The organism is Agrobacterium salinitolerans, from assembly GCF_002008225.1.
Taxonomy (GTDB): Bacteria; Pseudomonadota; Alphaproteobacteria; order Rhizobiales; family Rhizobiaceae; genus Agrobacterium; species Agrobacterium salinitolerans.
Genome location: NZ_MRDH01000012.1, coordinates 26,341 through 41,778 on the forward strand (window position 1 = coordinate 26,341; position 15,438 = coordinate 41,778).

Consider the following 15,438-nt stretch of genomic DNA (forward strand, 5'->3'; position numbering starts at 1 on the left):
CGGTTCAGCCGAGGAATTTGGTCATTTCGATCGAGGTCGTGCGATTATAGCCGGCATGGGCGTTTTCGGCGGTCTTGACGAAACCCCAGGCGGCGAATTTGGTATGATTGGCGATAAGCTCGATGCGAGTTTCCAGCCGCAGCGCCGGTAACGCCAATTCGCGGGCGAGCGCTTCGGCCTGCTCCAGCAGCATCCCGCCTATACCCTTTCCCTGCGCTTTCGGGGAAACACCGAGTTTGCCGACATAAAGACAGGCCGGCGGCTCCGGTCGGCAAAATAGGCAACCGACAATCTCATCGCCATCAAGCGCCACGAAAGCGATCTCCGCCCTCGCCTTCTCGGCAAGATTTTCCAGCGTCAGGCGATGAGCCGAAGACGGCGGGTCGATGACGCCATCCATATAAGCGAAGGAGGACAAGATAAGCGCCAGCAATTCCTGCCAGCGATCGAACTCCTCCCCGATCCTGACAATCTCCGTCATGGTTTTTTCCCTCCTGGACGCCGCTTGTATCGCACGGTTTCGAAACGGGCCGACAGGGCGTCATAGAGGAGCAGGCGGCCGATCAACGGCTCTCCGGCACCGGTGATAACCTTGATCGCCTCCATGGCCATAAGCGTACCGATAACCCCCGTCAGCGCGCCGACAATGCCTGTTTCCGCGCAACTGGGAATGAGGCCCTGCGGCGGCGGTTCCGGAAACAGGTCACGATAGCCGGGCAGCCGAGCGCCCTCGGTATTTGTCTCATAGGGTTTCAGCACCGTCACCGAACCATCAAAACGGCCGACAGCTCCCGTTACCAATGGTCTTTTCGCAGCCTCCGCGGCATCGGCGGCCGTATAACGCGTATCGAAATTATCCGAGCCGTCTATAAGGAGATCGAAGGATTGCAGATGGTCATGCGTCCAGACCTGCGAAAAGCGCTCTTCATAAACAAGCGTTCGAACATGCGGATTGAGCCGGGCGACGGCCTTGCGCGCGCTCTCCGTCTTCAACTCCCCAATCGTACCGGTATCGTGGATGACCTGTCGCTGCAGATTGGACAGGGAAACCACATCGTCATCGATCATGCCGAGCGTGCCGACACCGGCAGCGGCAAGATAATGCAGCACAGGAGTGCCGAGACCGCCGGCCCCGATAACCAGCACGCGCGCCGCCTTCAGCCGCTGCTGGCCCACGCCGCCGATTTCCGGCAACAGGATATGGCGCTTGTAGCGTTCGATTTCTTCCGGGCTCAGCGGGTCCATATCGCCCTCCATTTCTTAGCCGTCATGCGGTGATGCTCCCGTGGGAAACGTTGAAGAATTGCGCCCTGTCGCCGAGGGCGGAGAACATCGCCGTATCCGTTCCGGTCATAAAACTCTGGCCGCCAAGTGCATGAATGAGATCGAACAGAGCCGCCCGCCTGCCTTCATCCAGATGGGCGGCGATCTCGTCCAGCAGCAGGACCGGCGCGTGGCCGGTCATGTTGGCGGTCAGTTGCGCATGCGCAAGCACCAGCCCCACCAGCAACGCCTTCTGTTCCCCGGTTGAACAGCGCTCGGCCTCCATATCCTTTTCCGCATGGCGCACGAACAGATCGACGCGGTGCGGCCCATCCAGTGTGCGGCCGGCAGCGGCGTCACGATACCGGCCATCACGCAGCATAAGCCTGTATTCATCCTCCAGATCGACGGCGGGGCGATTGAGCCCATCGTCCATGAAACCGGAGAGAGAAAGCGCCGCAGAAGGGAAAACGGCATCACCCGCCCGCCCCTCGATCAGGTTCTTCAAGAGGCCAAGCATCTCATAACGCGCAATCGCCATTGAGATGCCGAGTTCGGCCATCTGCTTTTCGATACCGTCCAGCCAGACCGGATCGAAACGACCTTCCGAAAGCAGGCGGTTGCGGCCACGCATGGCCTTTTCGAAATCGCTTGCGCGCCGGCCGTGACCCGGATCGAGCGACAGGACCAGCCGGTCGAGAAAACGCCGGCGGTCCGATGACGAACCGGTAAAGAGGCCATCCATGGCAGGCGTCAGCCACAGAACCCGCAAATGGTCGGTCAATTCATCGACGGACTTCACCGGCGTGCCGTTCAGCCGCAGGCGACGCGATACCACCTCGCCATCACCTTCGATCCCGGTGCCGATCGCGACCTCACCATCCATGCCCTCGACATCGGCGAAGATCGAGAAGCCGGCTTCGGCCCCTACCCGCGTCACATCAGACAGGGTGGCGCGGCGCAGGCCCCTTCCGGGAGAGAGGAAAGAGACGGCCTCCAGAAGATTGGTCTTGCCGGAACCGTTGTCGCCCGTCAGCACGACATGGCGTTCATCAAGCGTGAGTGCAGCCGCCGCATAATTGCGGAAGTCCGTGAGTTTCAGCCGTAAAAGCGACACCTTGTTCGTCATTTTTACGGCCTAAAACGAACGTAGATGGATAGCAAGGCGGCGAACGTCCCGCGACCATCAGCGAGCGTCAAAACCAGGCAAATTATTCAGTAGTGGCAACTTTTTTAGCGGACGGCTATTTATGGGCGGTTCGTTGTCACCGGTAATCATCCATGCGCTTCTTTATTTCCCTGCTTCTGACGGTCAGCCTTCTTTCATCCTGCGCCGGACGGCCGGGAGCGGACGTGCTGCAAGCCGTCAACACCCAGGTCAAAGATACAAAAATCGTGACCGCCTATGTTGCCAGCACCCGTGAGAAAAATGAAGAAGCGAAAAAGGGGTTCAGCACCCTGCGGGCGACCGACCCAAATTATGCCCGCTTCGATATTTCGATACCGCCGACCCACAAGAGCGGAAAAATCGAATGGTCGACTGGAAAACCGGATGCCAAGAAGGATTTCGTCGTCACACGGGCGCAGATGCTGGATAGGGCGAGTTTCAACAGCGACCTCGGCGATATTACGCGATCCCGCAAGCAGATCGCGCTTTTTGTGCACGGTTATAACTACAGCTATCAGGAGGCGCTTTTCCGCGCAGCGCAGATGGCTGCCGATGCCAATCTCGATGGCGTACCTTTGGTTTTTTCCTGGCCATCGCAGGCCAATGTCACAGGCTATGTGGCGGACAAGGAATCGGCGACTTATTCGCGCGATGCCCTTGCCAATCTGCTGACCGATCTCACGCGCCACTCTTCGCGCAGGAACATTGTCGTCTTCGGCCATAGTATGGGCGGTTGGCTGGTCATGGAAGCGTTGCGACAGTTGCGCTTCGAGGGCAGAAACGACGTCATCGCAAAGCTGCAGGTGGTTCTGGCCGCCCCAGATATCGATGCCGATGTCTTCCGCAAGCAGATCGACGTGGTTGGACGCCTAAACCCACCACTCACAGTCCTCGTGTCCAAGGACGACCGCGCCCTGAAAGCGTCTTCTATATTGGGCGCAGACGTGACACGGATTGGCGCACTTGATGTCACCGATCCCAAGGTGCAGGACGCGGCGTTGAAGGAAGGTGTCCAGTTCGTGGATATTTCCAACCTGAAAGCCTCGGACCCGCTCAATCATGACCGCTATGCCGCACTGGCGTCGCTCGTGCCGCAACTGGAGACGAGCCGCAACGGCAATGGACAAAACGGCCTCGGTCGCGCCGGCGCCTTCGTGTTCGATGCAATCGGCGCAACCGTCTCCAGCCCCTTCCGGCTTGCGAGCCAGGTGGTGAACCCGCAATAGTGTGCGGGCTCGTGCTGACAGTTCCGGCTTCAGAAATCCCAGTCTTCATCCTCGGTGGCGACCGCCTTGCCAATGACATAGGACGAGCCGGAACCTGAGAAGAAGTCGTGGTTCTCATCGGCATTGGGCGAGAGCGCCGAAAGGATCGCCGGATTGACCCGGCAGGCCTCGGCCGGAAACAGCGCTTCATAACCCAGATTCATCAGGGCCTTGTTGGCGTTGTAATGCAGGAACTGCTTGACGTCTTCCGTCAGGCCGACACCGTCATAGAGATCCTCGGTATATTTCGCCTCGTTGTCGTAAAGCTCGAGCAGGAGATCAAAAGCAAAATCCTTGATCTCCTGGCTCTGCGTTTCGCCGAGACGCTCCACCGCCCGCTGAAACTTGTAGCCGATATAATAGCCATGCACGGCCTCATCGCGGATGATGAGGCGAATGAGGTCCGCCGTGTTGGTGAGCTTGGCGCGGCTTGACCAGAACATCGGCAGATAGAAGCCGGAATAGAACAGGAAGCTTTCCAGAAAGACGCTGGCGATCTTTTTCTTCAGCGGATCGCCGCTGTCATATTCCCGCATGATGATCGCGGACTTGCGTTGCAGAAACTCGTTTTCCTCCGACCAGCGATAGGCGTCGTCAACGTCAGGCGTGGAGCACAGAGTCGAGAAAATCGACGAATAGGAACGGGCGTGCACCGCCTCCATGAAGGAGATATTCGAAAGCACGGCCTCCTCATGCGGCGTCGCCGAATCCGGCATCAGGCGCACGGCACCGACGCCGTTCTGGATGGTGTCGAGCAATGTCAGCCCGGTGAAGACACGGATCGTCAGTTTCTGCTCTTCCGGCTTCAACGTCCCCCAGGAGGGGATATCGTTGGAGAGCGGCACCTTTTCCGGTAGCCAGAAATTCGAGGTCAGGCGGTTCCAGACTTCAAGGTCCTTGTCGTCCTCAATGCGGTTCCAGTTGACCGCGCGGATGCGGGACGCGGGTTTTACGGCGATGTTCATTGTCTTGTCCCTCAATTCAGAGCGTGCAGGAAACGCAGCCCTGAACCTGCGTGCCTTCCAGCGCCATCTGGCGCAAACGGATGTAATAGATGGTCTTGATGCCCTTTTTCCAGGCATAGATCTGCGCCCGGTTGATATCGCGCGTCGTCGCCGTATCGCGGAAGAACAGCGTCAGCGACAGGCCCTGATCGACATGCTGGGTGGCCGCCGCATAGGTGTCGATGATTTTCTCCGGACCGATCTCATAGGCATCCTGATAATATTCAAGATTGTCGTTCGAGAGATAGGAAGCCGGATAATAAACGCGGCCGATCTTGCCCTCTTTGCGGATTTCGATCTTCGAGACAATCGGATGAATGGAGGATGTGGAGTGGTTGATATAGGAGATCGAACCCGTTGGCGGTACGGCCTGCAGGTTCTGGTTATAGAGACCTGATGCCATCACGTCCTGCTTCAGTGCCTTCCAGTCGTCCTGTGTCGGAATGGCAATGCCGGCCTTTTCGAAGAGCTCACGGACCTTTTCCGTCGCGGGCAGCCATTCCCTGTCGGTATATTTGTCGAAATAGTCGCCCGAGGCATATTTGGAGTTCTCAAAGCCCTTGAAGCTCTGGCCCCGTTCTACGGCCAGCCGATTGCTGGCACGGATGGCGTGATAGGTGACGGTGTAGAAGTAGATATTGGTGAAATCGACGCCTTCTTCGGAACCATAGAAAATGCGCTCGCGCGCCAGATAACCGTGCAGGTTCATCTGGCCGAGGCCGATAGCGTGGCTCGCATCATTGCCCTTTTCCACCGAGGGAACAGAGGAAATGTGGCTCATATCCGATACCGCCGTCAGCGCCCGGATGGAGGTCTCGATGGTCTTGCCGAAATCGGCCGAATCCATTGCCGCAGCAATGTTGAGCGAGCCGAGATTGCAGGAAATATCCTTGCCCATACGGCTATAGGAGAGATCGGCGTTGAACTCGCTCGCTTCGCTGACCTGCAGGATTTCCGAGCAGAGATTGCTCATGCTGATACGGCCGGCAATCGGATTGGCGCGGTTCACCGTATCTTCGAACATGATGTAGGGGTAACCGCTCTCGAACTGGATTTCGGCGATCACCTGAAAGAATTCGCGCGCCTTGATCTTCTTCTTACGGATGCGGCTGTCGGCTACCATTTCATGGTATTTTTCGGTGACCGAGATTTCGGTGAAAGGCACGCCATAGATCCGCTCCACATCATAGGGCGAAAACAGATACATATCCTCATTATTGCGGGCGAGTTCGAAGGTGATATCGGGGATCACCACGCCGAGCGACAGCGTCTTGATGCGGATTTTCTCGTCGGCATTTTCGCGCTTGGTATCGAGGAAGCGCATGATATCCGGGTGGTGAGCGTGCAGATAGACCGCGCCGGCACCCTGGCGCGCGCCAAGCTGGTTGGCATAGGAAAAGCTGTCTTCCAGCAGCTTCATCACGGGAATGACGCCGGATGACTGGTTTTCGATCTGCTTGATCGGCGCGCCGGCCTCGCGAATATTGGTCAAGGACAGGGCCACGCCGCCGCCGCGCTTGGAAAGCTGCAACGCCGAATTGATGGAGCGGCCGATGCTTTCCATATTGTCTTCCACACGCAGCAGAAAACACGAGACCAGCTCGCCGCGGCTCTTCTTGCCGGCGTTGAGGAATGTTGGGGTTGCCGGCTGGAAGCGGCCGGAAATGATCTCATCGACCAGATTGCGGGCAAGCTGCTCATCACCGCGCGCAAGGGCCAGCGCCACCATGCAGACGCGATCCTCGTAACGCTCGAGGTAACGTTTTCCGTCGAAAGTCTTAAGCGTGTAGGAGGTATAATATTTGAACGCCCCAAGAAATGTCGGAAAGCGGAATTTCCGGGCATAGGCTTCGTCATAGAGGTCGCGAACGAAATTGAAGGAGTACTGGTCCAGTACCTCCTGCTCGTAATATCCCTCCGCCACCAGATAATCGAGCTTTTCCCTGAGATTATGGAAAAACACCGTGTTCTGGTTGACGTGCTGGAGAAAATATTGCCGGGCAGCCAGGCGATCCTTGTCGAGCTGGATTTTCCCGTTCTCGTCATAAAGGTTCAACATCGCGTTCAGCGCGTGGTAGTCCAGAGCCGCATCAACCGGTTTCTGGCTTGCGGCTACGGGCTGTTTGGCATCCTTGCGCAGCGCGCTTGAGGTCAGCGTGTCCAAAATCGTTCCAATCCATGTTTGACGTTGGCGACATCTTCTTCCGTGCCGAGAAGCTCGAAACGATAGAGAAACGGCACAGCGCATTTACGCGAGACGATATCTCCGGCGGATGCGAAAGCTGCGCCAAAATTCGTGTTGCCCGCCGCGATGACGCCGCGAATGAGATTTCGGTTGGAGGGCTCGTTCAAAAACCGGATGACCGGTTTCGGCACGGCCCCTTTTGTACCGCCACCCCCATAGGTGGGGGTGACGAGCACATAGGGCTCGGACACGTGGGGAACATCTTCCTCAACGCCAAGCGGCAGGCGAAACAATCGCCGTCCCAGTTTCAGAAGGAAACGATGGGTGTTTTCAGAACGGCTGGAATAATAGACGATCAGGCCCATCGCCCTGCCGCCTCAGCTGATCGCGCCGATCATATCCGGCCGGAAGCCCGCCCAATGGCGTTCGCCGGCAACGACCACCGGAACCTGCATGTAACCGAGGCCACGAACATGATCGAGCGCGTCAGCATCTTCGGAAATATCGATGATCTCATAGGGAACGCCGATGCGGTCGAGGGCGCGGTAAGTGGCAGTGCATTGGACGCAGGCCGGCTTGCTGTAAACGGTGACGGTCATAATTTCCTCTCTCGAAGCCGGTTTCGGACACGGCTCAACATTGCCGATTGCAATCGCAATCGGGCGGCGATGGATCTTTCATTAGGGTGGGCGTGCGCAGCTTTTAGCCGCGTAAAATCACTCTCTACGCCGACGAGCGCAGCAACTCAAACAAATGCACTGGCATGACTTCACCCCGAAGCTTGTTCTGGAGGGGGCAGAAAAGGGCGCACGCAAATCATTTGCGTCAGACACCTTCCTCCGGACACCCCGCCCGTGGACGTTTGCGCTCAAGGCAGGTCTCCTGACTTGCGGGTCACAACATCTATTCCAGTCTTCCCGGTGCGCTAAGCTCCAGTGACCCAAATCGGAACGATGCTCGCCGCTTACAGTTGCGGGGGCAGTTTCGGCCTTGCTTCGCCCTGATGGCGTCACGCACCGAATTCCCGTCTTAGCTCCCAATCCTTGCGAATCGGAAGAACCTCGAACACCACATATAGTATATGAGGATTTTTTTGCGTCAATGAATAGACACAGGAAAGCCCTACCCTGTGGATCAAAAAGATTCAACACATGGTTAACAGTGACTTAACAGCACATGCGTGCCGTCGCTCAAAGAGAGAAAAGCGTTAATCTATTCCCAGATATCGATGCGAATATCGGCGGGACGGGCGTTTTCGATCACCCTTTTTCCGTTGGGAAGATCGTTTTCAAACAGTTTGGCGTGGATTTGAGTGGCATCGAGGCCATAACCCTGCCATCTGTTGCGCAGTCTCTCTTCAAGCACCGCGACGGATGGACCCACAAAAATAGTGAGATCGAAGCTGCCGGCCAGTGTCGTCCAGGGCGCCTCGTTGAGCAGCAGATAATTGCCTTCGGCAAGGATCAGGCGCGTGTCCGGCGCAATCGCTCGGGCAGAGGCAATGGCGATTTCGCGGGAGCGGTCGAAAACCGGGACAAGAACTTCCTGGCCCCCCTTACGAACGGCGGAGACGATATCAAGGAAACCGCGCACGTCGAATGTTTCGGGCGCGCCCTTTCGCGGCAGCAGCCCCCGTTCTTCAAGAATGCCATTGTCCATATGGAAGCCGTCCATGGGCAGGACGGCGGCCGTTTCGCCTCGTGCGAGCAAAGCATCACAAAGCGCATCTGCCAGCGTGGATTTGCCGGCCCCAGGGGGACCGGCAATGGCGACGATAAAACGGGATTTACCTTCTGCCCGCCGAAGAACATCCTCGGCGATCGTTTCAAGCTTCAGCGTCATGCGGCAAGCGTTTCCTTCGGCGCTTCCTTGGCACCGGTCATGAAGGCGACGGCATCCGACATCGAATAGTCCTTCGGATTGATGACGCACAGGCGCTTGCCTAGCCGGTGGATATGGATGCGATCCGCGACCTCGAAGACATGCGGCATGTTATGCGAGATCAGGACGATCGGCAGGCCGCGGGAGCGCACGTCGAGGATAAGCTCCAGAACACGTCGGCTTTCCTTGACACCAAGCGCCGCCGTCGGTTCGTCGAGGATGACGACCTTGGAGCCAAAGGCTGCCGCACGCGCCACCGCCACACCCTGACGCTGACCGCCGGAAAGGGTTTCCACCGCCTGATTGATGTTTTGGATCGTCATCAGGCCGAGTTCCGACAGTTTCTCGCGGGCGAATTTTTCCATGGCCGGGCGGTCCAGCGCCCGGAACAAACTGCCCTGAATGCCGGATTTACGGATTTCCCGCCCGAGAAACATATTGTCGGCTATGGAAAGCGCCGGCGAAAGCGCGAGGTTCTGATAGACCGTCTCGATGCCGGCCTTTCGCGCCTCGATTGGCGAGCGGAACTGGACGGGCTGGCCTTCCAGTCTGATCTCCCCTTCATCGGGTGTCACGGCACCGGAAATCGCCTTGATGAGAGAGGATTTGCCGGCGCCGTTGTCGCCGATCACGGCCAGGATTTCTCCGGGATAGAGATCGAAATCGGCATGGTCGAGGGCGGTCACACGACCATAGCGCTTGACGAGACTGCGTGCTGTGAGAATGGGTTCTTTTGCCATCAGCCTGCTACCTTTCTGATCCACTGGTCGATTGCTACAGCCATGATGATGAGGACGCCGATCAAGAGATAGGTCCATTGCGGATCTGTTCCGATAAGCCGGAGGCCGAGCGAAAAGACGCCGACGATCAACGCACCGAAAATCATACCCATAATCGAGCCGCGCCCGCCGAACAGCGAAAGGCCGCCGATAACCACCGCAGTGATGGATTCGATATTGGCGAATTGGCCGGCCGTCGGTGAAACCGAGCCGATGCGCCCGATCAAGGCCCAGCCGGCAAAGGCGCATATGAGGCCGGACAGGGTGTAAACGGTCGTCAGCATGCGCTTTACGTTGACACCGGCAAGTTCGGCGGCATCCGGATCGTCACCCACCGCATAAAGATGGCGACCCCAGGCGGTGCGATTCAGCACGTACCAAAGCAGGGCGACGAGCAGGACCATGGCGATGACGCCATAGGTGAAGACCGCACTGCCGAAGCGGACGCTGCTACCGAAAACTTGCAGGATAGGCGCTTGCTGGGCAATGTCCTGGGCGCGGATTGTTTCGTTGGCGGAGTAGAGAAAATTGGTGGCCAGCACGATCTGCCACATGCCGAGCGTGACGATGAAGGGAGGCAGCCGCATGCGCGACACCAGAATACCGTTGATGAAACCGCAAAATGCGCCGACGGCAAGGCCACAGAGAATGGCGAATTCCGCCGGCAAGCCGTAACGGAAGGTGAACTGCCCCATGATGACGGAGGACAGGACCATGATCGCGCCAACCGACAGATCGATGCCCGCCGTCAGGATGACCAGCGACTGCGCCGCGCCGACAATACCGACGATGGCGACCTGCTGCAAAATAAGGGTCAGCGTGAAGGCCGAGAAAAACTTGCCGCCGAGAAGCAGGCCGAAAACTATCAGCGACAGCACCAAAACGATAAGCGGAACGGCCGCCGGGCTGGAATGGAGAAAGTGCTGCAGTTTTTCCAGCACACTCTTGTCGTGCGTATCGAAAGCGGCGACCTGCGTCGAACTTCCCGAAAGCACCTTTTCAAATTCATTATGCGGCTGAGGCCGCACCGGTTGATCGCTCATGGATTTTCCTCCCGATCGCTCTATCGCACCCGCCCTGACGCCGGGGTCCTATCTCCAAAGAGAATGACGCGTAGATTTCAAAGTGTTGTGAAGCGGCCCTTATCATTCCCGCAGGACGCGTGACGCGCTCGTTTGTTCCTTTGTCCGATCCCCCGGATCGTGCCTGATATTCATTCTGGTCCAAGGGCGGGGGCACGAATGCCCCCGCGGGTTTCAACGGCGAGGCATCAGCCCCAGCACTTGTTGAGACCTTCCTTCGTATCGATCGAATCGAGGCCCTTGACCGGCTTGTCGGTCACCAGCGTCACGCCGGTATCGACGAAGTTCTTGCCTTCGGTCGGCTTCGGCTTTTCACCCGTGTCGGCAAACTTCTTTACGGCTTCGACGCCGAGAGCCGCCATCAGCAGCGGGTATTGCTGCGAGGTCGCGCCGATCACGCCTTCCGCCACGTTCTTGACGCCCGGGCAACCGCCGTCGACAGAAACGATCAGAACATCCTTTTCACGGCCGACCGCTTTCAGCGCCTCATAAGCACCGGCTGCTGCGGGCTCGTTGATGGTGTGGACGACATTGATAGTCGGATCCTTCTGCAGCAGATTTTCCATCGCAGCGCGGCCGCCTTCTTCGTTACCATTGGTGACGTCATGGCCAACGATGCGCGGATCGTCCTCGTCGCCGATCTTGTTGATGTCCTTCACGTCGATGCCAAAGCCCTTCATGAAGCCCTGGTTGCGCAGCACGTCCACTGTCGGCTGGGAGGGGGTGAGGTTGAGGAAGGCGATTTTCGCATCCTTGGCCTTGTCGCCAAGCGTACCGGCAGCCCATTTGCCGATCAGTTCACCGGCAAGAAGATTGTCGGTGGCGAAGGTGGAATCGGCAGCATCAACGGGTTCGAGCGGCGTATCGAGGGCAATGACCAGAAGACCGGCATCACGCGCCTTCTGTACTGCTGGAACGATGCCCTTGGTATCCGATGCGGTAATCAGGATACCCTTGGCACCATCGGCAATGCAGGTTTCGATGGCGGCCACTTGGCTTTCGGAATCGCCATCGATCTTCCCGGCATAGGATTTCAGCGTCACGCCAAGTTCCTTGGCCTTGGCGGTCGCGCCTTCTTTCATCTTGACGAAAAAGGGATTGGTATCGGTTTTGGTGATGAGGCAAACCGAGGTATCGGCCGCAGACGCAACGGACGCGAAAGAAACGCCAAGCGCAAGCGCGCCCAGAAGAGCGGAAACAGTGGTCTTCATGAGATCCTCCCAATGGATATTTGAGCACCGTGACGGTTACCCGACGATCCCGTCTCCTCCGAGATCGACGACCGTTGGCTCAGATGGAACCACCAAAGGAAACGCCTGTCAATAAATAAATCCGATTGAATTATTAATTCCCTATGGCATTCTAATATGCGGCAGGGAGGAATATCGCCACGTCGTTTAACGTTGCGATAGCACGATTGCCATAAAGCCTGCTGTATCGGTCGCGGCGGATATTGCGGGCGGGAGGATGACATTATGAGACAATCTGTCGAGACGGCGCCCCCGGCGGCGCCCACCACCATGGATATAAGCGGCGGCGCCAACCAGGTCGGCGTGCGCGCTTATAATGAGCGGCTCGTGCTGTCTCTCGTTCGTCGCCACGGCGGACTGTCAAAAGCTGAGATATCAAGACTTTGCGGCCTTTCAGCACAGACCGTCTCGGTTATCATGCGCTCACTTGAAAAGGACGGGCTTCTCATTCGCGGTGAAAGACTGCGCGGCAAAGTCGGCCAGCCATCGACGCCGATGCGGCTTAATCCCGACGCCGTTTTTTCTTTCGGTGTGAAGATCGGCCGACGCAGCGTCGATCTCGTGCTGATGGATTTTGTCGGCCGGATCAGGCTCAAGCTGCGCAGAACCTACCCCTACCCCCTGCCGGAATGGATATTGCCGTTCGTGATCGACGGCATAACGGAACTCGAATCGAAGCTTTCCCCTGCGGAGCGGGAGAAAATTGCCGGCGTCGGCGTCGCCGCTCCATTTGAATTGTGGAACTGGGCGCAGGAAGTGGGTGCACCGCAGATTGAAATGGAGCGGTGGCGGGGCGTCGATATCCGGTCGGAAATTGCTGAAAACGTCAGCTATCCGGTTTTTCTGCAGAATGACGCCACCAGCGCCTGCGGCGCCGAACTGGTTTTTGGTGCAGGCCAGCACTATCCGGATTTTCTTTACGTCTTCATCGGCTCTTTCATAGGCGGCGGCGTCGTTTTGAATTCGGCGCTGTTTTCCGGAAAGACGGGAACGGCCGGCGCCATCGGCCCCCTGCCGGTGCAGGGGCAGGATGGCAATACTGTCCAGCTTCTGAAAATCGCGTCGATCTTCGTTCTGGAAAACATGTTGCGCGAAAAGGGCATCGATCCGCGACCCCTGTGGTTTTCCCCGGACGAGTGGATCGATTTCGGCGAACCGCTGGAAAGCTGGATCAGGAAAACCGCCGCGGCGCTGGCGCAGGCCGTCATTGCCGCAGCCTCCATCATCGATTTTTCAAGCGTCATCATCGATGGCGGTTTTCCCGACTGGGTCAGAACAAGGATTGTCGCCGCCACCCGCCTTGCCCTTAAACACCACGATCTGCAGGGCGTCACGGTGCCTGACATCATCGAAGGCGCGGTCGGTAGCCAGGCGCGGGCAATCGGCGGCGCCAGCTTGCCCCTGTTTTCGCGCTATCTTATCGATCAGAACGTTCTGTTCAAGGACACGACCGGCTGAGCCTTCGCCGCGCTCTGTGATTTCATGAATAGGCTATCAATTTGGATATCTTCAGGTCACTCGCCAGCGGCGTGCTGCATGATCGCCGCCAGAAAGGCAGGCCCGTATCGTTCCAGCTTGGTGTCCCCGACGCCGGGAATCTCAGCCATTTCCTTCGCCGAGGCCGGTTTTATCGCCGCGAGTTCCATGAGGGTCTTGTCGTGGAAAATCACATAGGGCGGAACGTTCTGTGCCCGGGCGATCTCCATACGCTTGGCACGCAGCGCCTCAAAAAGGCTGCGATCGGATTCCGGCAAGACCGTCGATACCGTGTTGCGCGGCGTCTGCTGCCGTGCGGAACGGGGAGCGGATGGTATCCTCAGCATTAATGCCGGTTTTTCACGCAGGAACCGCCGTCCATCCTCGGAGATGGACAGGCCGCCATGTCCGGACAGATCCACTTCAATCATGCGTAACGCAACCAGCTGACGCAGGATGGCGCGCCACGTGCGGTTGTCGTGCTCCTTCCCTATCCCGTAGGTGGTAATGCGGTCATGGCCGAAGCGGGAAATCCGCTCGTCCTCGACACCCAGCAATACGCGGATGACATAGGCCTGGCCAAAACGTTCACCCGTGCGATAAATACAGGACAGAAGTTTCTGCGCGGCGATGGCCCCGTCAAACAGGTCCGGCGGCTCGGCGCATGTATCGCAATTGCCGCAGGGCTCGCACCGGTCGCCGAAATAGGAGAGCAGAACCTGCCGGCGGCAACTCGCCGTTTCTGCGAGGCCGAGCAGCGCATCGAGCTTCTGGCGCTCCATATATTTGCGTTGGTCCGCGGCATCAGATTCTTCGATGAAACGATTGCGCAGGGCAATATCTTCATAGCCATAGAGCATGAGCACGTCCGACGGCAAACCATCACGACCGGCTCGGCCTGTTTCCTGATAATAGGCCTCGATACTGCCGGGCAGGTCGACATGCACCACGAAGCGCACATCCGGCTTGTCTATACCCATGCCGAAAGCGACGGTCGCGACGATGATGACCGCCTCGCCGTGCTGGAAACGGGTCTGGTTTTCCTCACGGGCGGCCTTGTCCATGCCGGCGTGATAGGGCAACGCATCGCGCCCCTCCTCCCGCAGCCATGCCGCCGTTTCGTCCACCTTGCGTTTGGAAAGGCAATAGACGATACCGCTCTCACCGTCGCGATCCTTCAAAAAGCGCTTCAGCTGCGCGCGCGGATTGTCCTTTTCCATGATCGCATAGCGGATATTAGGCCGGTCGAACCCAGCAATGAAGGCATCGTGTTCTTCAATCCCCAGGTGACCGAGAATTTCGGCGCGCGTGGGTTCGTCGGCCGTCGCCGTCAGCGCCATGCGCGGCGTATCGGGAAAACGCTCGATCAGCGTGTCGAGCTGGCGGTAGGGCGGCCGGAAATCATGCCCCCATTGCGACAGGCAATGGGCCTCGTCGATGGCGATCAACGACAGGTCGATGGATTGCAATGCATCGAGTACATCCGGCTTGAGCAGGGTTTCCGGCGCGGCATAAAGAATATCGACCTTGCCGGCCCGCATGTCTCGCCATAGCGCGCGCCGCTCTTCCGGGGAAAGATCGGAATTGAGGGCTTCGGCCCGCACCCCGGCCTGACGCAGGGCAGCGACTTGATCGACCATCAGTGCGATGAGCGGCGAGACGATCAACCCCATGCCATTACGAGCAAGCGCCGGGATCTGGTAACAAAGCGACTTCCCACCGCCCGTCGGCATTAAAACGAAGGCATTGTTTCCCGCCACTACATGCCGAATGATGTCGGCCTGCCTTCCACGAAACGCATCGTATCCATAGACGGTCTTGAGGATATGCAAGGGATCAGCGGTCACGGCAGTTTTTATCCGAAGTGGAAAGATTGTGCATCATCACGGTTTTGCAGCCCATGGCAATGCTGAAGATGGATTTGGCCGTGGCAGTAGATAGCGTGATTGATTTTTTACCAGACACAACGAAAGCAAAAAAGGCTCCGCGTTTCCTCAGAGCCCTTTGATAGTCATATAAGTTTTGGTTGCGGGGGCAGGATTTGAACCTGCGGCCTTCAGGTTATGAGCCTGACGAGCTACCGGG

Annotated in this window: 14 protein-coding genes and 1 riboswitch; of the genes, 2 read left to right on the forward strand and 12 right to left on the reverse strand. The window is 57.9% G+C overall.

Translation table 11 applies throughout. From position 1 onward, the window contains the following. Positions 1–4 precede the first annotated feature (4 nt). Genes BS627_RS11100 through recF form a run of 3 tightly spaced genes read right to left on the reverse strand, consistent with a single transcriptional unit; the run spans position 5 to position 2,392 of the window. Complete coding sequence (locus tag BS627_RS11100; RefSeq protein ID WP_077983283.1) at positions 5–481, reverse strand: GNAT family N-acetyltransferase; 477 nt, start codon at positions 479–481, stop codon at positions 5–7. After that, positions 478–1,245 (reverse strand): molybdopterin-synthase adenylyltransferase MoeB, encoded by a 768-nt coding sequence (locus BS627_RS11105; protein WP_077983303.1) that lies wholly within the window; start codon positions 1,243–1,245, stop codon positions 478–480. Before BS627_RS11105 ends, BS627_RS11100 begins: the two co-directional genes overlap by 4 nt. Positions 1,246–1,267: 22 nt before the next feature. Beyond that, the gene (gene recF, locus BS627_RS11110) at positions 1,268–2,392 is read right to left on the reverse strand and encodes a DNA replication/repair protein RecF (RefSeq protein ID WP_077983285.1); all 1,125 of its coding nucleotides are present in this window, start codon (positions 2,390–2,392) and stop codon (positions 1,268–1,270) included. Positions 2,393–2,544: 152 nt separating this feature from the next. Here recF and BS627_RS11115 point away from each other — a divergent pair, with 152 nt between their 5' ends. Continuing rightward, the gene (locus tag BS627_RS11115; RefSeq protein WP_077983286.1) at positions 2,545–3,657 is read left to right on the forward strand and encodes an alpha/beta hydrolase; all 1,113 of its coding nucleotides are present in this window, start codon (positions 2,545–2,547) and stop codon (positions 3,655–3,657) included. Positions 3,658–3,686: 29 nt separating this feature from the next. Here BS627_RS11115 and nrdF read toward each other — a convergent pair whose 3' ends face one another. The 8 genes from nrdF to BS627_RS11155 all read right to left on the reverse strand — a co-directional run bounded on the left by nrdF (position 3,687) and on the right by BS627_RS11155 (position 11,838). Continuing rightward, positions 3,687–4,661, reverse strand: a complete 975-nt coding sequence (nrdF, locus tag BS627_RS11120; protein WP_077983288.1) for a class 1b ribonucleoside-diphosphate reductase subunit beta — start codon at positions 4,659–4,661, stop codon at positions 3,687–3,689. Positions 4,662–4,677: 16 nt separating this feature from the next. Further along, positions 4,678–6,864, reverse strand: coding sequence for a class 1b ribonucleoside-diphosphate reductase subunit alpha (gene nrdE, locus BS627_RS11125; protein ID WP_077983290.1), 2,187 nt, complete (start codon positions 6,862–6,864; stop codon positions 4,678–4,680). Continuing rightward, positions 6,852–7,250, reverse strand: a complete 399-nt coding sequence (gene nrdI / locus BS627_RS11130) for a class Ib ribonucleoside-diphosphate reductase assembly flavoprotein NrdI (protein ID WP_020812691.1) — start codon at positions 7,248–7,250, stop codon at positions 6,852–6,854. Before nrdI ends, nrdE begins: the two co-directional genes overlap by 13 nt. A gap of 12 nt (positions 7,251–7,262) precedes the next feature. Next, entirely contained in the window at positions 7,263–7,484 is a 222-nt protein-coding gene (gene nrdH, locus BS627_RS11135) for a glutaredoxin-like protein NrdH (protein WP_020011298.1), read from the reverse strand. Positions 7,485–7,740: 256 nt separating this feature from the next. Continuing rightward, positions 7,741–7,964, reverse strand: a riboswitch (cobalamin riboswitch). Between the two features lie 133 nt (positions 7,965–8,097). Then, a complete protein-coding gene (locus tag BS627_RS11140; RefSeq protein ID WP_077983291.1) occupies positions 8,098–8,727 on the reverse strand; it encodes a nucleoside triphosphate hydrolase in 630 nt (209 codons plus the stop codon). Next, entirely contained in the window at positions 8,724–9,506 is a 783-nt protein-coding gene (locus BS627_RS11145) for an ATP-binding cassette domain-containing protein (protein ID WP_077983293.1), read from the reverse strand. Before BS627_RS11145 ends, BS627_RS11140 begins: the two co-directional genes overlap by 4 nt. Continuing rightward, complete coding sequence (locus BS627_RS11150; RefSeq protein ID WP_077983294.1) at positions 9,506–10,588, reverse strand: ABC transporter permease; 1,083 nt, start codon at positions 10,586–10,588, stop codon at positions 9,506–9,508. The genes BS627_RS11145 and BS627_RS11150 overlap by 1 nt, the downstream gene beginning before the upstream one ends. Positions 10,589–10,815: 227 nt before the next feature. Beyond that, the gene (locus tag BS627_RS11155; protein ID WP_077983295.1) at positions 10,816–11,838 is read right to left on the reverse strand and encodes a sugar ABC transporter substrate-binding protein; all 1,023 of its coding nucleotides are present in this window, start codon (positions 11,836–11,838) and stop codon (positions 10,816–10,818) included. Between the two features lie 264 nt (positions 11,839–12,102). On the opposite strand from BS627_RS11155, the gene BS627_RS11160 reads away from it, so the two are divergent. Beyond that, positions 12,103–13,335, forward strand: a complete 1,233-nt coding sequence (locus BS627_RS11160) for an ROK family transcriptional regulator (protein WP_077983296.1) — start codon at positions 12,103–12,105, stop codon at positions 13,333–13,335. Positions 13,336–13,391: 56 nt separating this feature from the next. On the opposite strand, the gene recQ is transcribed toward BS627_RS11160, so the two are convergent. Then, positions 13,392–15,200 carry a DNA helicase RecQ gene (gene recQ, locus BS627_RS11165; protein WP_077983297.1) on the reverse strand — a complete coding sequence of 603 codons (1,809 nt, stop codon included), beginning with the start codon at positions 15,198–15,200 and terminating at the stop codon, positions 13,392–13,394. Positions 15,201–15,438: the final 238 nt, after the last annotated feature.